This is a genomic window from Pimelobacter simplex (assembly GCF_900114845.1).
Lineage (GTDB): Bacteria > Actinomycetota > Actinomycetes > Propionibacteriales > Nocardioidaceae > Nocardioides > Nocardioides simplex.
On the sequence record NZ_FOUK01000007.1, the window covers coordinates 291,943 to 309,788 of the forward strand.

A 17,846-nucleotide genomic window follows, 5' to 3' on the forward strand; every position below is an offset into this window, starting at 1 on the left:
TCACGGGTGTAACAGGTCTTCCCGGGAGCGTTACACATGGGTGAAGCCGGGATCCGCGGTCGCGGATCCCGGCCTCGTGGTTCCCCAGGTCGTCTACAGGGCGGCGACGTCCTTGTCGCCCGTGCGGACCCGGACCACGGTGTCGACCGGGCTGACCCAGACCTTGCCGTCCCCGATCCGGCCGGTGTGCGCGGTCTTGGCGATGATCTCGACCACGTCCGCGGCGTCCGACTCGTCGACGACGATCTCGATCCGGATCTTCGGGACCAGCGCGATGTCGTACTCCGCGCCCCGGTAGACCTCGGTGTGGCCCTTCTGCCGGCCGTAGCCGCTGACCTCGCTGACCGTCATCCCCGCGACGCCGAACGCCTCCAGCGCCTCGCGGACGTCCTCCCACTTGTGCGGCTTGATGACCGCGGTGACGAGCTTCATGCGTTGACCTCCGATGCGGTGGGCGCGGGTGCCGGCGCCGGTGCGCCGGTGCCCAGGAGCGAGGAGGTACGACGGGCGCCGCCCCCGGCGCCGAAGTCGTACGCGGCCTCGCCGTGCTCGACGAAGTCGATGCCCTCGACCTCGGAGTCGTCCTCGAGCCGGAGCCCGATGACCGCCTTGACCAGGAGCCCGACCACCAGCGTGGCGATCGCGGACCAGATGATCGCGAACAGGGCGACCACGACCTGGACGACCAGCTGCTTCGGGCCGCCGCCGGTGAGCAGGCCACCGTCGTTGGAGGCGAGGAAGCCGACGCCGATCGTGCCGACCAGACCGCCGACCAGGTGGACGCCGACGACGTCGAGCGAGTCGTCGTACCCGAGCTTGTACTTGAGGCCGACCGCCAGGGCGCACAGGCCGCCGGCGACCAGGCCGAGCACCATCGCGCTCCAGGGCACGAGGTTGCCGCAGGCCGGGGTGATCGCGACCAGACCGGCGACGACGCCGGAGGCGGCACCGAGCGAGGTGGCGTGACCGTCGCGGAGCTTCTCCACGGCCAGCCAGCCCATCATCGCTGCGCAGGTGGCGAGCGTCGTGTTGAGCCAGACCAGGCCCGTCTCGGTGGTGTAGGCGTCGAGGTTGACGATCGAGCCCACGTTGAACCCGAACCAGCCGAACCAGAGCAGGCCGGCGCCGATCATCGTCAGCGTCAGGTTGTGCGGCTTCATCGGCTCCTTGCCGAAGCCGATCCGCTTGCCCAGCATGAGCGCCAGCACCAGGCCCGCCACACCGGCGTTGATGTGCACCACGGTGCCGCCCGCGTAGTCGATCGGGGCGACCGCCGCGCCGCCGTCACCGGAGAAGAGGAGGTCGGCCAGACCGTTCTCGACCCCGCTGAGGAAGCCCCCGCCCCACACCATGTGGGCCAGCGGGAAGTACGACAGCGTGACCCACAGCGGGAGGAAGACCAGCCACGCCGAGAACTTCATCCGGTCCGCGACGGCACCGCTGATCAGCGCCGCGGTGATCACCGCGAACGTCAGCTGGAACGCCACGAAGACGTAGTTCGCGGGATCGGTGTTCTCCAGGCCGAACTGCGTGAACGGGTTCGAGAAGAGCTTGGCGATCTCCTTGCCCGTGGCCCCGTCGGCGGTGGCGAACGTCGTGCTGTACGACATCGACCACCCCCACAGGGCGTAGACGATGCCGACGACGCCGAGGGCGCTGAACGACATCATCATCATGTTGAGAACCGACTTGGTCCGGCTCATGCCGCCGTAGAAGAGCGCCAGGCCAGGGGCGGTCATCAAGAGGACGAGCGAGGCCGACACCAGCATCCAGGTGTAGTAGCCATTTTCCATGCCCCGACCCTCGGGTCGCGAGGTTTCGGGGCGCGCGGCCGCTTGTTTCGGGCTCGTAACGAGTGCCGCGGCTCCGTTACGGTCCGGTGACGCCTCAGCCCAGCAGCGCGTCGACGAACGCGGCCGCGTCGAACGGCGCCAGGTCGTCGGGGCCCTCGCCGAGACCGACGAGCTTGACCGGGACGCCGAGCTGGCGCTGGACGGCGATCACGATGCCGCCCTTGGCGGAGCCGTCGAGCTTGGTGAGCACGATGCCGGTGACGTCGACGACCTCGGAGAAGACCTTGGCCTGGATCAGGCCGTTCTGGCCGGTGGTGGCGTCGAGGACGAGCAGCACCTCGGTGACCGGGGACTGCTTCTCGATGACGCGCTTGACCTTGCCGAGCTCGTCCATCAGGCCCTGCTTGTTCTGCAGGCGGCCGGCGGTGTCGACGACGACGGTGTCGACGCCGCGGTCCATGCCCTGCTTGACCGCGTCGAAGGCGACGCTGGCGGGGTCGCCGCCCTCGGGGCCGCGGACGACCTCGACGCCGACCCGGTCACCCCAGGTGGCGAGCTGCTCGGTGGCGGCGGCGCGGAAGGTGTCGGCGGCGGCGAGGAGCGCGGTGCGCTCGTCGGCGACGAGGATCCGGGCGAGCTTGCCGACGGTCGTGGTCTTGCCGGTGCCGTTGACGCCGACGACCAGGACGACGCCGGGCGCGTCGCCCTCGCCGCTGACCTTGAGCGCGCGGTCCATCGTCGGGTCGACCAGGTTGATGAGCTCCTCGCGGAGCACGGTGCGGGCGTCGGGGGTCTTGCCGCCCTCGACCCGCAGCCGGGTGCGCAGCCGCTCGACCAGCTCCTGGGTGGGCGCGACACCGATGTCGGCGGCGAGGAGCAGGTCCTCCATCGCCTCCCAGGTGTCCTCGTCGAGCTGGTCCCGGCTCAGCAGGCCGAGCAGACCGCGGCCCAGCGCGTTGGAGCCGGCGAGCCGCTGGCGCAGCCGGACCAGGCGGGACGCCGGCTTCTCGGGGGTCTCGAGGGAGGGCGCCGGAGCGACCTCCGGCTCGGGATCGACCTCGGCCGGCGCCTCGACGACGGGAGCCTCGGCGGTCGCCGGAGGCGTCTCGACCGGGGTGGTGAGGACGTCGGTCGACGTGTCCTCGGGCAGCCGCCCGGAGCGCCGTACCCGGGTGCCGACGAAGCCGGCGATCGCGAGGACGCCGACGACGGCGATCCCGATGACGAGGTAGAGCCATTCCTGCATGGGGTCATCCCATCACGCGCGCGCCCCGGCGCCGGAATCGGCCGGGACCGGCCGCCGCGTCGGCAGGCGGCTACTGCAGGCGCAGGACGTCGCGCTCCTCGTCCTCGATCACCGGGGCGGCGTCGGCCGCCTTCGCCATCGCGTCGCCCAGCCACGGGACGCCGGGCACCTGCTCACCGCGGTGCGGGTAGGCGACGTACAGGACCACGACCCCCGCGACCGCGAGGCTGACCAGGACCGCCAGTACGACGAACAGCACTTCGACTCCTCCGAGTAGGGATCTCCGTCGCTCCCCATCCTGCCTCGGCGGTCCACGCCGCTCGGCCTCGGCTCGCCCGCAGGCAGCGCCGGAGAGGCCGAGGTCACACCACGAGCGGCGCGAGCGCCTCGCGGATGACGTCGGGCACCGGCGTCGGCCGGCGCGCGGGATCGGTGTCGTCGACGTACACGTGCACGAAGCGGCCCTCGGCGCACGCCAGCGCACCCTCGCCGTCGGCGTCGCCCTGGAACAGACCGACCCGGTAGATCACCGACGACGTGCCGAGCCGCTCGACGGCCAGGCCCATCTCGATCGGGCGCGGGTAGCCCATCTCGGCGAAGTAGCGGCAGGACACCTCGGCCACCACGCCGATCGCGGGCAGCCGCCGGATGTCGGTGCCGGTGGCGTCGTGCAGGTGCGCGTTGACCGCGGTGTCGATCAGGTCGAAGTAGCGCGCGTTGTTGAGGTGGCCGTAGACGTCGTCGTCGGACCAGCGGGTGGTCGCCGTCCGCCAGGCGCGGTAGGCCGACCGGTCGGGCCGGCTGCGGTCGGGTGCGCTCACGCCGACTCGTCCCGCAGCCGCTGGCTGATGACAGCCGAGACGCCGTCGCCACGCATGGTGACGCCGTAGAGCGCGTCGCCGACCTCCATGGTCCGCTTCTGGTGGGTGATGACGAGCAGCTGGGAGTTCTCGCGCAGCTCCTCGTAGATCTCGAGCAGCCGGCCGAGGTTGGTGTCGTCGAGCGCGGCCTCGACCTCGTCGAGGATGTAGAAGGGCGAGGGCCGAGCCTTGAACAGGGCGACGAGGAAGGCGACCGCGACGAGCGAGCGCTCGCCGCCGGAGAGCAGCGAGAGCCGCTTGACCTTCTTGCCCGGCGGGCGGGCCTCGACCTCGATGCCGGTGGTGAGCATGTTGGCCGGGTCGGTGAGGACCAGCCGGCCCTCGCCGCCCGGGAACAGGCGGGCGAAGGTCTGGTCGAAGGCCTTGGTCACGTCGGCGTAGGCCTCGGTGAAGACCGCCTCGACCCGGGCGTCGACGTCCTTGACGATGTCGAGGAGGTCCTTGCGGGTCTGGCGCAGGTCCTCGAGCTGCTCGGAGAGGAACTGGTGGCGCTCCTCCATCGCGGAGAACTCCTCGAGCGCGAGCGGGTTGACCTTGCCGAGCATCGACAGCGCCTTCTCGGCGGACTTGAGGCGCTTGACCTGCTCGTCGCGGACGTAGGGCACGGTCCGCGGGACGGCGACGGCCGGCTCGAGCACGGGGACGGGCTGGTCGGGGCCGTAGTCGGCGATGAGCCCGTCGGGCTCGAGGCCGAGCTCCTCGAGGGCCTTGGTCTCGATCTGCTCGATCCGCATCCGCTGCTGGGCGCGGGCCATCTCGTCGCGGTGCACCGAGCTGATCAGCTCGCCGTGCTCCTTGCCGAGGTCGCGCAGCGCCTGGCGCACGCCCATGAGCTCGTGCTCGCGGCCGCGGCGCGAGTCCTCGACCGACGTACGACGTGCGGTGGCCTCGTCGATCGAGGCCTCCAGGCGCGCCAGCACGAAGGTGACCGCGGTGGCGACCGCCTGGCCGGCCCGGCCCTCGGCGAGCAGCCGCTCGCGGCGCTCGGCGGCGCGGGCCCGGGAGACCCGCTCGGCCTCGGCGGCCTTGCGCATCTGGTCGACCCGGCCGTGCAGCGCGCGGCCGCGCTCCTCGGAGGTGCGCAGCGCGAGGCGGGCCTCCATCTCGGTCTGCCGGGCGGCGCGGGTGGCCTCGACCAACCGCTCCTGCTCGGTGGTGTCGGGCTCCTCGTCGGAGTCCTGCTCGGCGCTCGCGAGGCGCTGCTCGAGCTCGGCGAGGCCGACCAGGGCCTGCTCGCGGGAGGTCTCGGCCTGGGCGATCGCCTCGGTCATCCGCTCGGCCTCGGCGCGCGCGGCGCGGGCGAGCGAGCCGTGCTGGCCGAGCTCCTCGGCGACGGCGGCGAGCGTGGCGTCGGACTCGTGGAGCTTGGCGAGCGCCACGTCGACCCGCTGCTTGGCCTCGGCCCGCTCGTTCTCGATCCGGGCCAGGTCGAAGGAGAGCCGCTCGGCGTCGGCGACGGCCGTGGCGAGCGCCTCGGTGGCCTCGTCGACCGCGGCCTGGATCTCGATCAGGCTCTGCGTCGCGTGCGAGCCGCCGGAGGCGAAGTGCGCGCCGAACAGGTCGCCGTCACGGGTGACCGCGACGACGTCGGCCAGGTCGGCCACCAGCGCCCGGGCGGCGGGGAGGTCGTCGACGACGGCGACCTTGCGCAGCAGCCGGTTGAGCGCCGGGCGGACCGGGGCCGGGCACTCGACCACGGTGGCGGCGTAGGCCACCCCGGCGGGCAGTGCGGGCCACGAGGCGGGCGTCTCGGACTCTCCCCCGCCGAGCAGCAGCCCGGCGCGGCCGAGGTCTTCGGTCTTGAGGTGGTCGATGGCCGCGACAGCCGTGTCGGCGTCGGTGACGGCGACCGCGTCGGCGGCCGCACCGAGGGCGGCGGCGACGGCGCCCTCGTACCCGGAGCGCACCGTGACCAGCGCGGCGACCGAGCCGAGCAGGCCGGAGATCTCGTCGCTGGCGGCCAGGAGTGCGCCGGCGCCGTCCTTGCGGGCGAGGCCGAGCTCGAGCGCCTCCTTGCGGGCCGTGAGGCCGGCCTTGTCGCGGTCGGCCTGCTGCGCCTCCTCGCGGACCTTGGCGAGGCGCTCCTCGAGGTCGTCGAACGACGCGACGGCGGCCTCGTGCTCGGCGTCGAGCCCCTCCTCGCCGGCGTCGAGACCGGCGACGCGGGTCTCGAGGGCGGTGAAGTCGCGCTGGGAGCGGTCGGCGCGCGCGATCGCGTCGGTGCGCGCGGCCTCGAGGCGCCCGATCTCCTCCTCGGCGGCGGTGGCGCGCGAGCGCAGCGTGTTGACCTGGCCGTGCAGCCGGGCCAGGCCCTCGCGGCGGTCGGCGGCGGCCCGGAGCAGCCCGGCGACCCGGCGCTCCTCGGCGGCGGCGGCGTCCTCGGACGCCCGGCGGGCTGCGACGGCGGCCTCGAGCGCGGCCTGCTGCTCGGCGACGAGGGCGGCGATCTCGGCCTCGTGGGCGGCGAGCCGCGCCGCCTCGGCGTCGAGCTCGTCGGGGTCGCGACCGGTCTCGACCTCGGCCTCGGCGACGCCGGCCGCGTTGCGGACCCGCTCGGCGGCGAGGCTCTGCGTTCCGCGGAAGCGCTCGCGCAGCGCCTGGAGCGACGACAGCGTCTCCTGGGCCGCGGAGAGGGCCGGGAGGTCCTCGCGCAGCGCGGCCTCGAGCGTGGCCTCCTGCTCGCGCGCGGCGGTGATCGCGGCCTCGACCTCCTCGCGGCGCTGGAGGAGCACGCTCTCGTCGGCGAGCTCCTGCTCGAGCGACGTCCGCGCGGTCACCAGGTCGTCGGCCAGCAGCCGCGCCCTGGCGTCGCGGACGTCGGCCTGGACCGTCGCCGCGCGGCGGGCCACCTCGGCCTGCCGGCCCAGCGGCTTGAGCTGGCGGCGGATCTCGCTGAGCAGGTCGTTGAGCCGGTTGAGGTTGCCCTCGGTGGAGTCGAGCTTGCGGAGCGCCTTCTCCTTGCGCTTGCGGTGCTTGAGGACGCCGGCGGCCTCCTCGATGAAGCCGCGCCGGTCCTCCGGCGTCGCGTGCAGGATCTGGTCGAGCTGGCCCTGGCCGACGATGACGTGCATCTCGCGGCCGATGCCGGAGTCGCTGAGCAGCTCCTGGACGTCGAGCAGCCGGCAGGTGGTGCCGTTGATGGCGTACTCGGAGCCGCCGGTGCGGAACATCGTCCGGCTGATGGTGACCTCGGAGTACTCGATCGGCAGCGCGCCGTCGGAGTTGTCGATGGTCAGCACGACCTCGGCCCGGCCCAGCGGGGGGCGGCCCGACGTACCGGCGAAGATGACGTCGTCCATCTTGCCGCCGCGCAGGCTCTTGGCGCTCGCCTCGCCCATCACCCAGGCGAGGGCGTCGACGACATTGGACTTGCCGGAGCCGTTGGGGCCGACGATGCAGGTGATGCCGGGCTCGAGCTGCAGGGTGGTCGCGGACGCGAAGGACTTGAACCCCTTGAGGGTCAGGCTCTTCAGATACACGCAGTCTCCCTTCGGGGTCGGTCAGGTCGGGTCCGACGCGGGGGAAGCTCGGCGGGTCTCAGGCTACCCCGCGGGGCCGACGGAACGCTGCACCCCGGAGCCGCCGTCGTCGGCGTGCGCGATGTGGCCCAGCTGGCGCCACACGAGCGCCAGGGTCACCCCCGAGCCCACGAAGGCGAACCAGAACGGCGCCAGCACTCCCCCGTGCTGCGCGATCAGCCCGCCCAGCCCGCTGCCGATGACGGTGCCGCCGTAGATCGCGACGCTGTAGACCGAGCCGACCCTCCCCTGGAACTCCAGCGGCACGGCCCGCTGCCGGATGGCCTGCGAGAGCGTCCCCCAGAACAGTGCGTAGACCCCGAAGCCGAACATGATGAGCAGCGCCACCCACGGCACCCGGGTGAGCGCGAACGCCAGGTGCATGAGCACCTCGAGCCCCAGGCACGTGCGCATCAGCGTGGCCATCGAGACGCGCCGCTCCAGCGGGCCGTAGAGGAAGGCCGCGACCAGCCCGCCGGCCGCCGAGGCCGTGGTGAGCAGGCCGTAGCCGATCGGCCCCATGTCGAGGACGTCGAGCGAGTAGAGCACCAGCACCGACCACGCCGCGGCCCAGGTGATGTTGAAGGTGACGATGACCAGCGCGAGCGTCCGCACCGGCGGGTGGCCGAGCATCCAGCGCAGGCCCTCGCCGATGTCGCGCAGCACGTGGGTGTCGACCTCACCGCGGACCGGTCCCGGCGGCAGCGCGATCCGGGTCGCCAGCACCACCCCCAGCAGCCCGCACACGATCTGGGCCCCGAACGGCACCGCCATCCCCACCGCGAACAGCGCCGCCCCCAGCGGCGCGCCCGCGAACTGGTTGAGCAGGATGAACCCGACCTGCAGCCGCGCGTTCGCGATGCCCAGGTCGCTCTTGCGGACCAGCATCGGCAGGAACGTCCGGTACGCCGTGTCGGCGAACACCTCCGCCGTCCCCAGCAGGAACATCGCGCCCAGCACCAGCGCGATGTCGACGACGCCCGTCACGATCGTCGCGCACAGCAGCGCCAGCACCACCGCCCGCAGCAGGTTCGCGACGACCACCATCCGCAGCCGGTCAACCCGGTCGGCGACCGCCCCCGCGAGCAGCCCGAACAGCAGCCACGGCAGCCCCACCAGCAGCATCGCCATCGACACCAGCGCCGGCGAGCGCGTCTGCGAGGCCACCAGCAGCGGCCCCGCCGCCAGCGCGATCCCGTCGCCCAGGTTGCTCACCCACGCCGACGCCACGAGGTGCCGGAAGCCCGGGCCGAGCCGGGCCGGCGCGACAGCTTCGATCACCCGGGCCACAAGGTCGAGACGCTAGGCCTGCGGGGGCGGCGGCGCCAGTGGTTTTGGGTGGGGGGCTCAGTGGTGCAGGAGTCAGTGGTGCAGGAGCGCGCGCAGGTCGACGGCGACCTCGCCCCAGGTGCCGACGACGACCGAACCGGCCGGGTGCTCGTCGTCGAGGTCGAGGAGGCGGTCCCAGCCGTCGCCGGCGTTGCTGTCGACGCTCAGGGTGCGCCGGGCCCGGTCGATCATCCAGTACTGGGCGACGCCCGCGCGCTGGTACTCCCGGGACTTGCGGACCTTGTCCTCGCCTGCGGTGGACGGGGAGAGGACCTCGACGACGAGGATCGGGACGAGGTCGGCCCAGACGACCTCGTCGTCGCGCAGCTCGAACACGGCGATGTCGGGCACCCGGTACCGGCCCTGGTGGCGCCACCCCGCGTCGGTACGGACGTCGACCTCGGGCGCGAGAGCCGTCTCGATCAGGTTGGCGAGGCGGCGCTGGACGGCGTTGTGTCCGCTGACTGCCGGCGGCATCAGGATCGCCTCGCCGTCGACGTACTCGGCCTTGGACTTCTCGGGGAGCGCGAGGAACTCGGCCGGCGACATCCGCACGCGCTCGAGCCGGAAGGGCCACGGCGGCGGAGACAGGGCGGACATCGGTGCTCCCTCGGCGGTCGACACATCCAGGATCCTCATCGTCACACGCTGTCGCCCGATACGACAGCGGGTAGCGACGATGGTGCGCGAAATGAGGACCGGGCGCGAACGGCTCTCCACAGGCCCACCTCGCGACCCGAAAAACGGTGGGACCACCCGACGCCGTACGGCGAGGGTGGTCCGTTCGTGGTGCACCTGGGCGACGACGGGAGCTCGTCGTCGGAGTCCGCGGTCAGGCCGGCTGCATCTCCTGCGCGTCGCCGGTCAGGATCTCGGCCGCACGGGCCGACATCAGCTTGTCGTTCTCCTCCGAGAGGCGAAGGACGAGGGACTCCAGCTCGGCGACCCGGTTGCGCAGCCGAGCATTCTCGACGGCGAGTCGGGGGTCGCGGAGGTCGCTGTTCAGGTGGCCGATCAGCGCCTTGGCCATGAAGTGAGCCTTCCGGTTCGACAGGGTGTCAGCCCGTTGGGGGCCGTCTCCAAGAGACCCACTTCGGCTCGCCAGGGTCAAACCTCCGACGCCCGGCTAGCCGCGGCGGCGCCGCGGCACCGGCTGGCACCGCGGGCAGAAGTACGACGAGCGGTTCATGAACGCCACCCGGCGGATCGTCGTCCCGCACCGGTCGCAGGGCTCGTCCTCGCGCCCGTAGGCGTGGAGCGAGCGGTCGAAGTAGCCGGACTCGCCGTTGACGTTGACGTAGAGCGCGTCGAACGACGTCCCGCCCTGGGCGAGCGCGGCCGTCATGACGTCGCGAGCGTGGCCGAGCAGCGCGACAGCCTGGCCCCGGGTGAGCCGGTCGCCGGGCCGCTCGCCGTGCAGGCCCGCGCGCCAGAGCGCCTCGTCGGCGTAGATGTTGCCGACGCCGGAGATGAGGCCCTGGTCGAGCAGCAGCCGCTTGACGCCCGACGTGCGCTTGCGGAGCCGGGCGACGAAGGCGTCGTCGTCGAACTCCGGGTCGAGCGGGTCGCGGGCGATGTGGGCGATCTCGGGCGGCAGCTCGGCGCCGCCGAGCGAGACGGACAGGCCGCCGAACATCCGCTGGTCGACGAAGCGCAGCTCGCGCCCGTGCTCGGTGCCGGTGAGGGCGAAGCGGACGCGCAGGTGCCGCTCGGCGGGCGTGTCGACCGGCTGGACCAGCATCTGGCCGCTCATCCCGAGGTGCCCGAGGATCGCGTTGCCGTCGTCGAGGGGAAGCCAGAGGTACTTGCCGCGGCGCCGGGCGCCGTCGATCCGGCGTCCGGTCAGTGCGGCGGCGAAGCCGAGCGGGCCGCCGGGGTGGCGGCGCACGGGCCGTTCGTGGAGGACGTCGACCGCGGCGATCGTGGCGCCACTGACGTGGCGCTCGAGGCCGGCGCGGACGACCTCGACCTCGGGGAGCTCGGGCACGACGCCCTGCTCAGCTGCCGGAGCCGACCGGCCGGCCGTTGGTGTCGAGGCCGAGCGCGGCGGCGATCTCGCCGAACGCGGTCTGGGCGGCGCCCTGCTCGGCCTCCTTCTTGGAGCGGCCGACGCCGTTGCCGTAGAGCTTGTCGCCCACGCGCACCTGGGCGGTGAAGGTCTTCATGTGGTCCGGGCCGTCGTCCTCGATGACGTACTCGGGGACGCCGAGCGTCTGGTCGGCGGCGAGCTCCTGGAGGGAGGTCTTCCAGTCCAGGCCCGCGCCGAGCGCCGAGGCCGCCTCGATGAGCGGGTCGAACAGCCGGTGCACGACGGCCGAGGAGACCTCGATGCCGCCGGTGAGGTGGATCGCCCCGATCACGGCCTCGACCGTGTCGGAGAGGATGGACGCCTTGTCGCGTCCGCCGGTCGCCTCTTCGCCGCGGCCCAGCTTGATGTGGGCGCCGAGCCCGATCTCGCGGGCCACGCCGGCCAGCGCGCGGGCGTTGACGACGGCCGCGCGCAGCTTGGCGAGACGGCCCTCGGAGAGGTCCGGGTGGGTCAGGTACAGCGTCTCGGTGACCACGACTCCGAGCACCGAGTCACCGAGGAACTCCAGCCTCTCGTTGGTCGGAAGACCACCGTTCTCGTAGGCGTAGGAGCGGTGCGTCAGCGCGAGGTCGAGCAGCTCGGGGGTCAGCGAGGGATCCCCGAGCGCTCGACGCAGCTCGTCGTACGCGGTGATGCTGGTGTACCTGACGTCGTCCGGTCGCCGGCTCAGAGAACCTGGCGACGCTCGGCGCGGGCGCCGTACTGACCGCAGGTGCCGCAGGCGCGGTGCGGGAGGTGCTTGGCGCCGCAGGCCGGGTTGGCACAGGTCACCAGCGACGGGGCGACAGCCTTCCACTGCGAGCGACGGTGCCGCGTGTTGCTGCGCGACATCTTCCGCTTCGGAACAGCCACTGTCTTCTCCTTGGTTCGGGTGCGCTCGGGGCGAGCGCCTCTTCAGTCCGTGGGTTCTTGCTCGAGCTTGGTCAGCGCCGCCCAGCGGGGGTCGATCGCAGCCTCGTGCGTGTGGTCCGGCTCGTCCGCGAGCCGCACCCCACACTCGGGGCACAACCCGGGACAGTCGTCCTGGCACAGCGGCTGGAACGGCAGTGCGAGCACCACCGCGTCCCGCAGCACGGTCTCCAGGTCGAGCAGGTCGTCCTGGAGCATGCTGACCTCGTCGTCCTCCTCGGCTCCCTCGGAGTCACGGATGTCGTCGTAGACGAACAGCTCCTGGAACGTCACCTCGAGGTCTTCTCGGATCGGCTCCAGGCACCGCACGCACTCACCCTCGAGGCCGGCCTTCGCCGTCCCGGTGACGAGCACGCCTTCCATGACCGCCTCCAGGCGCAGGTCGAGCTCGACCGGCGCGCCCTCGGGGACGGAGAGGACTTCGATGCCCAGATCTGCTGGTGCCGGAGCTGTCCGTGACACCTGACGCTGGGACCCCGGGCGGCGTCCGAGCTCGCGAGTGTCGAGCACGAGCGGCGCTCTCGGGTCCAGATGGTTCAGGGGTTCACTTCCAGGTCCGGGCACAACAGATCGGTTCAATGTTAGGGGGGCGGGTCGGACAGAGCCAATTCAGGGGTCGTCCGCCCCGCCGTTCACTCCCGTTCAGCGAGCTTCTTGGTGAGCCGGGTGAGCACCGCGGGCGGCACGAACGCCGAGATGTCGCCGCCGAGCGAGGCGACCTCCTTGACCAGGCTGGACGACACGTACCCCAGGCTCGCCGTGGTCGGCACGAAGACCGTCTCGACGCCGGTGAGGTGGGCGTTCATCTGGGCCATCGGCAGCTCGTACTCGTAGTCGTTGCCGCCGCGCAGGCCCTTGACGATCGCGTGGGCGTCGATGTCCTTGCAGAAGTCGACGATGAGGCCGGTGAAGCCCATCACGGTCACGTTCGGGAGGTCGGCGCAGGCCTCGCGGAGCATCTCGAGGCGCTCGTCGGGGTCGAAGAGCCGCGACTTCGAGATGTTGGTGCCGGTCGCGACGACGAGCTCGTCGAAGAGCGCCGAGGCCCTCCGGAAGATGTCGAGGTGGCCGTAGGTGACCGGGTCGAAGGAGCCGGGGCACACCGCGCGGGTCATGGAGCGAGGCTAGTGGTTGCGGGGTGCTCGGCGAGCCACAGGGTGGTCTCGCCGTACTTGCGCTGGCCGCGCTTGCCGGCGAGCGGCACGAGCGCGGCCGGCCAGTCCGGGGCCGGGCTGCGGCGGGAGCGCTCGACGATGACGAGCGCGTCGGGCGCGAGCCAGCCCTGGGCGACGAGGGCGGCGAGGTCGGCGGCGACCGCCTCGTCGGCAAGCGGGTACGGCGGGTCGGCGACGACGAGGTCGTAGGGCTCCCCCGCCGGCGGCTCGGCGAGCACGGCCGCGACCGAGCGGGCGAGGACCTGGGCGACGTCGCAGCCGACCGAGCGGGCGTTGGCCCGGACCAGGTCGGCCGTCCGGCGGTCGGCCTCGACGAGGGTCACGGCGGCCGCACCGCGCGACCAGGCCTCGAGGCCGAGGGCGCCGGAGCCGGCGTACAGGTCGAGGACGCGCAGCCCCTGGAGCGAGCCGGCCCATGCCTCGACCGCGGAGAACAGCGCCTCGCGGACCCGGTCGCTGGTGGGCCGGGTCTGGTCGCCCTTGGGGGTCTGCAGGCGGCGGCCCCCGGCGGCCCCGGCGATGATCCGGGTCACGACTTGTCCACGAAGTCGGCGAGCACGGAGCGCTCCAGCTCGCGGACGGCGGCCCCCAGCCCCGGCGCCTGCCCGAGGTCGGCGTCGGCGTCGAGCAGGCCCTCGGCGGCCTGGCGGGCGGCGACGATGGTGTCCTCGTCGCGCAGCACGCGGAGGTTCTCGAGACTGGTCCGCCCGCCGGCCTGGGAGGCGCCGAGGACGTCGCCCTCGCGGCGCATCTCGAGGTCGATCCGGCTGAGCACGAAGCCGTCGGTGGTGGCGGCGACCGCCTCGAGCCGCTCCCGGGCCGGCGAGCCGGCGTCGGTGTGGGTGACGAGGAGGCACAGGCCGGGCAGGCCACCCCGGCCGACCCGGCCGCGGAGCTGGTGGAGCTGCGAGACGCCGAACCGGTCGGCGTCGAGGATGACCATGCCGGTCGCGTTGGCGACGTCGACGCCGACCTCGATGACCGTCGTCGAGACGAGGACGTCGAGGTCACCCGCCGCGAAGGCGCGCATCACGGCGTCCTTCTCGTCGGCGGGCAGGCGGCCGTGCAGGCGGCCGATCCGCAGCCCCTCGAGCGGGCCGTCGGCGAGCCGGGCGACGACCTCCTCGACCGCGGCGGCGGGCGGCTTGGGCGCCGTCTCCTCCTCGACCCCCTCGTCCTCGGGGTCGCGGACGTCGACCGCGTCGACCTGGCCCGCCTCGTGCTCGTCGCCGGAGATCCGCGGGCACACGACGTAGACCTGGTGGCCCTTGCCGACCTCCTCGCGCACCCGCTCCCAGACCCGGCCGAACCAGGACGGCTGCTCGGCCAGCGGGACGACGTTCGACTGGATGGGGGCGCGGCCGGCGGGCAGCTCGCTGAGGGTCGAGGTCTCGAGGTCGCCGAAGACGGTCATCGCGACCGTCCGCGGGATCGGGGTCGCCGTCATCACCAGGAGGTGCGGCGGCGCGGCGGCCTTGTCGGTGAGCGCGGCGCGCTGCTCGACGCCGAAGCGGTGCTGCTCGTCGACGACGACGAGGCCGAGGTCGGCGAACATGACCTGGTCCTGGAGCAGCGCGTGGGTGCCGATGACGATCCCGGCCTCGCCGCTGGCGATCCGCGAGAGCGGACCGGTGCGCTGGGTCTTGTTCATCGAGCCGGTGAGCAGCTCGACGCGCGTCCCCTCGCCGGAGCCGAAGATGGTGCCGCCGTCGGCGAGGTCGCCGAGCATCGTGACGATCGAGCGGTAGTGCTGCTGGGCGAGCACCTCGGTCGGCGCGAGGAGCGCGGCCTGGCCACCCGAGTCGACCACCCGGAGCATCGCCCGGAGCGCGACGAGCGTCTTTCCGGAGCCGACCTCGCCCTGCAGGAGCCGGTTCATCGGGTGCGGCTGCGCCAGGTCGGCCTCGAGCTGCGCGCCGACCTCGACCTGACCGGCGGTGAGCTGGAACGGCAGCCGCTCGTCGAAGGCCCGCAGCAGGGCGCCGTCGCCGCCGGTCCGGGCGGTCGCGCCCTCGGCCTGCCGCGCGCGGCGGCGCCGGCCGAGGACGAGCTGGGTGACGAGCGCCTCCTCGAACCGGAAGCGGTGGTGCGCGCGCTCGACCTGGTCGCGGTCGTCGGGCTGGTGCACCCAGTCGTAGGCGTCCTGGATGCCGAGCACGTCGTACTCGTCGCGGAGGGGGTCGGGGAGGAGCTCGGGGACGGGCTCCATCACCTTGCGGGCGAACGTGACCGCGCGGGTGACGTCCCAGGTCTCGACGCCCTTCGTGAGCGGGTAGATCGGGAACAGCGGGCCGAAGTCGAGGACGTCCTCGACGCCGCTCCCCTCGCCGTCGCCCTCGGCCTCGTCGCCCATGCCGAAGATCGTCATCGCCGGGTTGACCAGCTGCCACTGGTCGCGGAACCGGTCGGCCTTGCCGAGGAAGACGCCGCGGTTGCCCTGGGCGACGCGGCGCGCGTGCCAGCCGGCCGTGCCCTGGTTCTTGGCGAAGAAGGTCATCTTCAGCTGCGGCCCGCCGGTGCGCAGCATGGCCTCGACCCGGTACGCCGGCCGGCCGGTGCGGCGGTCGTTGTAGGTCTTGATGTCGCAGGCGGCGATCTCGCCGACGACGCAGAGCAGCTGGCCGATGCGCAGGTTGTCGATCCGGGTCAGCGAGCCGGTCTCGAGGTAGCGCCGCGGGAAGTGCCGCAGGAGGTCGCCGACGGTCTCGATGCCGAGCCCCTCGATGAACCGCTTGCGCTTGGCGGGCGTGGTCGCCCCCAGGACCGCGGTCACGGACGATGCGAAGTCGATAGCCACCAGAACCTCATTCGACGGACATGAGGAGCGGGTACCGCTCCTGCCCACCGTCGTACACCACGACATCGACATGGGGGTGGAACTCCTCCACCCAGGCGGTCGCCCGCTCGGCGAGGCCGGCGCTGTCGGCACCGCTGACGATCGTGACCAGCTCGCCGCCCGCGGCGAGCAGCCGGTCGAGGACGACGAGCGCGACGCCGCCGAGCTCCTCCCCCACGACGGCGAAGTCGCCCGCGATCACCCCGAGCGCGTCGCCGGGCTCGCACGGGCCGGCCATCGTCATCGCCTGCCGGGCCGCGATGGTGACCGCGCCGTGGCGCACGTGGCGCGCGGTGGCGGTCATCTCGGTGACGTCCTGGTCGAAGGTCCGGCCCGGCTCGTGCACCGCGACCGCGGCCAGGCCCTGGACCTGGGTGTGGGTCGGGATCACCGCGACCCGCAGCCCGCGGGCGCCGTGGTCGGCCTCGGCCGTCGACGCGGCCGCCAGCGCGGCGCGGACGCTCGGCTCGTCGTTGGGCAGGATCACGACCTCCTTGGCCCCGCACGCCGTGATCGCCTCGAGCAGCTCGCCGGTCGAGGGACGCCGTCCCGGGCCGCCGCGGACGACGACCGCGCCGGCCTCCTCGAACAGCTCGGCCAGCCCGGGGCCGGCCGCGACCGCGACCACCCGGCGTCCGGCGAGGGTGGGCAGCGCGGGCGCCTCCGCGGCCGCGGCCTTGGCCGCGATCTGCTCGGCGAAGTGGGTGACCCGGATCCGGTGCGGACGGCCGACCTCGAGCCCGGCCTCGATCGCGGCGCCGACGTCGTCGGTGTGCACGTGCACGTTCCACAGTCCCTCGCGGCCGACGACGACCACCGAGTCGCCCAGCTCGCCGAGCCGGCCGCGGAGGCCGGGTGCGGCGTCGTCGTCGGCGTCGAGGAGGTACATCACCTCGTACGCCGGTCCGTCGGCGCTCAGCTCGTCGGCGGCAGGCTCGAGGTGGGGCACCGGGATGACGTGGCTGCCGAGCGGCGCGGTGACCGGGATCGGCCGGCGTCCGGTCAGCACGGTCTCGGCCGCGTCGAGGATCACCGAGACCCCCCGCCCGCCCGCGTCGACGACGCCGGCCTGGGCGAGCACGTCGAGCTGCTCGGGCGTGTGGCCCAGCGCCTCGCGCGCGGCAGCCGCCGCGGCGGTGAGGACATCGGCACTGCGCGCGCCGTCGGCGGCCGCCGCCTCCGCCCCGGCCTCAGCCGCGGCCCGCAGGACGGTGAGCATCGTGCCCTCGACCGGCTCCCCCACCGCGGCATAGCTCGCCACGGACGCCTCGCGCAGCGCCTCGGCCATCACGGTCGCATTGCGCTGCTCGGGCGTCGCGGCCGCGATCCGCCGCGCGGCGGCACCGAGCATCTCGCTGAGGATCACGCCCGAGTTGCCCCGCGCCCCCAGCAGCGCACCACGGGCCAGCGCGGGCAGCGGCTCGGCCTCGTCGTCCAGGGCGGCGCGGATGGCGTCGCGCGCGGCGACGACGGTGAGGTACATGTTCGTCCCCGTGTCGCCGTCCGGCACCGGGTAGACGTTGAGCGCGTCGACCTCCTCGCGCGCCTCCGCGAGCGCGTCGACCGCGATGTCGACGAAGCGGACCACGGACGCCAGTGCGATCCCGCTCCGCTCGCGCGCCGTCCCCTCGTCCATCGGGCACACCCTAGGGCAGGGGCGGGGACCTGCGCCGATTTCGGCCGACGCGTCGCCGTCGGCTATTCTCTTCCGGTTGCCCGAAGCGCCCTCTGCGCGCGGGCGTGACACGACTTAGTACGAGCAATCTCCCAGGAGTGACAACCATGGCCGCCGTGTGCGACATCTGCGACAAGAAGCCGACCTTCGGCAACAACCGGCCGTGGTCGCGCAAGATCACCAAGCGCCGCTTCGACCCGAACATCCAGCGCGTGCGCGCCGTGGTCAACGGCACCCCGAAGCGCCTCAACGTCTGCACCGGCTGCATCAAGGCCGGCAAGGTCACGCGCTGACCTGACGTCTTCGTTCGAAGGCCGTCACCCCTCGGGGTGGCGGCCTTCGGCGGTTTTGGGGCGCCGGTCGCGGCGGCAGTTTCACCGCCTAAGCGGTGAAAC

The 17,846-nt window shown here is 73.0% G+C and carries 18 protein-coding genes; 1 reads left to right on the top strand and 17 read right to left on the bottom strand.

Annotated features, from left to right (window positions below):
- Window positions 1-93: 93 nt before the first annotated feature.
- The 17 genes from BM223_RS25680 to BM223_RS25760 all read right to left on the bottom strand — a co-directional run bounded on the left by BM223_RS25680 (window position 94) and on the right by BM223_RS25760 (window position 17,412).
- The gene (locus BM223_RS25680) at window positions 94-432 is read right to left on the bottom strand and encodes a P-II family nitrogen regulator (RefSeq protein ID WP_038680283.1); all 339 of its coding nucleotides are present in this window, start codon (window positions 430-432) and stop codon (window positions 94-96) included.
- Window positions 429-1,793, bottom strand: a complete 1,365-nt coding sequence (locus tag BM223_RS25685; protein ID WP_052138835.1) for an ammonium transporter — start codon at window positions 1,791-1,793, stop codon at window positions 429-431. Before BM223_RS25685 ends, BM223_RS25680 begins: the two co-directional genes overlap by 4 nt.
- A 94-nt stretch (window positions 1,794-1,887) precedes the next feature.
- Window positions 1,888-3,039, bottom strand: a complete 1,152-nt coding sequence (gene ftsY, locus BM223_RS25690; protein ID WP_038680285.1) for a signal recognition particle-docking protein FtsY — start codon at window positions 3,037-3,039, stop codon at window positions 1,888-1,890.
- Between the two features lie 70 nt (window positions 3,040-3,109).
- The gene (locus BM223_RS25695; protein WP_038680287.1) at window positions 3,110-3,298 is read right to left on the bottom strand and encodes a hypothetical protein; all 189 of its coding nucleotides are present in this window, start codon (window positions 3,296-3,298) and stop codon (window positions 3,110-3,112) included.
- 103 nt (window positions 3,299-3,401) lie between these two features.
- Window positions 3,402-3,860 (bottom strand): acyl-CoA thioesterase, encoded by a 459-nt coding sequence (locus BM223_RS25700; RefSeq protein ID WP_038680289.1) that lies wholly within the window; start codon window positions 3,858-3,860, stop codon window positions 3,402-3,404.
- Window positions 3,857-7,399, bottom strand: a complete 3,543-nt coding sequence (smc, locus tag BM223_RS25705) for a chromosome segregation protein SMC (RefSeq protein ID WP_038680292.1) — start codon at window positions 7,397-7,399, stop codon at window positions 3,857-3,859. The genes BM223_RS25700 and smc overlap by 4 nt, the downstream gene beginning before the upstream one ends.
- Window positions 7,400-7,462: 63 nt before the next feature.
- On the bottom strand, window positions 7,463-8,719 hold the full coding sequence (locus BM223_RS25710) for an MFS transporter (protein WP_038684850.1): 1,257 nt from the start codon (window positions 8,717-8,719) through the stop codon (window positions 7,463-7,465).
- Window positions 8,720-8,800: 81 nt separating this feature from the next.
- A complete protein-coding gene (locus BM223_RS25715) occupies window positions 8,801-9,367 on the bottom strand; it encodes a Uma2 family endonuclease (protein ID WP_158510215.1) in 567 nt (188 codons plus the stop codon).
- Between the two features lie 232 nt (window positions 9,368-9,599).
- Window positions 9,600-9,797, bottom strand: a complete 198-nt coding sequence (locus BM223_RS25720) for a hypothetical protein (protein WP_038680294.1) — start codon at window positions 9,795-9,797, stop codon at window positions 9,600-9,602.
- Window positions 9,798-9,893: 96 nt separating this feature from the next.
- On the bottom strand, window positions 9,894-10,754 hold the full coding sequence (mutM, locus tag BM223_RS25725) for a bifunctional DNA-formamidopyrimidine glycosylase/DNA-(apurinic or apyrimidinic site) lyase (RefSeq protein WP_038680296.1): 861 nt from the start codon (window positions 10,752-10,754) through the stop codon (window positions 9,894-9,896).
- A gap of 10 nt (window positions 10,755-10,764) precedes the next feature.
- On the bottom strand, window positions 10,765-11,526 hold the full coding sequence (gene rnc / locus BM223_RS25730; protein ID WP_052139360.1) for a ribonuclease III: 762 nt from the start codon (window positions 11,524-11,526) through the stop codon (window positions 10,765-10,767).
- Complete coding sequence (gene rpmF, locus BM223_RS25735; RefSeq protein WP_038680298.1) at window positions 11,523-11,708, bottom strand: 50S ribosomal protein L32; 186 nt, start codon at window positions 11,706-11,708, stop codon at window positions 11,523-11,525. Before rpmF ends, rnc begins: the two co-directional genes overlap by 4 nt.
- A gap of 42 nt (window positions 11,709-11,750) precedes the next feature.
- On the bottom strand, window positions 11,751-12,305 hold the full coding sequence (locus BM223_RS25740; RefSeq protein WP_038684856.1) for a YceD family protein: 555 nt from the start codon (window positions 12,303-12,305) through the stop codon (window positions 11,751-11,753).
- Between the two features lie 92 nt (window positions 12,306-12,397).
- Window positions 12,398-12,880, bottom strand: a complete 483-nt coding sequence (gene coaD / locus BM223_RS25745; protein ID WP_038680301.1) for a pantetheine-phosphate adenylyltransferase — start codon at window positions 12,878-12,880, stop codon at window positions 12,398-12,400.
- Complete coding sequence (gene rsmD, locus BM223_RS25750; RefSeq protein WP_038680303.1) at window positions 12,877-13,473, bottom strand: 16S rRNA (guanine(966)-N(2))-methyltransferase RsmD; 597 nt, start codon at window positions 13,471-13,473, stop codon at window positions 12,877-12,879. Before rsmD ends, coaD begins: the two co-directional genes overlap by 4 nt.
- The gene (locus BM223_RS25755) at window positions 13,470-15,737 is read right to left on the bottom strand and encodes an ATP-dependent DNA helicase RecG (protein ID WP_235318959.1); all 2,268 of its coding nucleotides are present in this window, start codon (window positions 15,735-15,737) and stop codon (window positions 13,470-13,472) included. The genes rsmD and BM223_RS25755 overlap by 4 nt, the downstream gene beginning before the upstream one ends.
- A 7-nt stretch (window positions 15,738-15,744) precedes the next feature.
- Window positions 15,745-17,412: a DAK2 domain-containing protein gene (locus tag BM223_RS25760; RefSeq protein WP_038680306.1), complete on the bottom strand. Its 1,668-nt coding sequence runs from the start codon at window positions 17,410-17,412 to the stop codon at window positions 15,745-15,747.
- A 146-nt stretch (window positions 17,413-17,558) separates the two neighbouring features.
- Between BM223_RS25760 and rpmB the strand changes: the two genes are divergently transcribed.
- Window positions 17,559-17,744 (top strand): 50S ribosomal protein L28, encoded by a 186-nt coding sequence (rpmB, locus tag BM223_RS25765; protein WP_038680308.1) that lies wholly within the window; start codon window positions 17,559-17,561, stop codon window positions 17,742-17,744.
- The last annotated feature ends 102 nt before the right edge of the window (window positions 17,745-17,846 follow it).

Bases quoted from the DNA above. Each gene is read 5' to 3' on its own strand.
- ftsY (WP_038680285.1), bottom strand. From the start codon at position 3,039: ATGCAGGAATGGCTCTACCTCGTCATCGGGATCGCCGTCGTCGGCGTC.
- BM223_RS25760 (WP_038680306.1), bottom strand. From the start codon at position 17,412: ATGGACGAGGGGACGGCGCGCGAGCGGAGCGGGATCGCACTGGCGTCC.
- coaD (WP_038680301.1), bottom strand. From the start codon at position 12,880: ATGACCCGCGCGGTGTGCCCCGGCTCCTTCGACCCGGTCACCTACGGC.
- BM223_RS25720 (WP_038680294.1), bottom strand. From the start codon at position 9,797: ATGGCCAAGGCGCTGATCGGCCACCTGAACAGCGACCTCCGCGACCCC.
- BM223_RS25715 (WP_158510215.1), bottom strand. From the start codon at position 9,367: ATGTCCGCCCTGTCTCCGCCGCCGTGGCCCTTCCGGCTCGAGCGCGTG.
- BM223_RS25685 (WP_052138835.1), bottom strand. From the start codon at position 1,793: ATGGAAAATGGCTACTACACCTGGATGCTGGTGTCGGCCTCGCTCGTC.
- rpmB (WP_038680308.1), top strand. From the start codon at position 17,559: ATGGCCGCCGTGTGCGACATCTGCGACAAGAAGCCGACCTTCGGCAAC.
- BM223_RS25680 (WP_038680283.1), bottom strand. From the start codon at position 432: ATGAAGCTCGTCACCGCGGTCATCAAGCCGCACAAGTGGGAGGACGTC.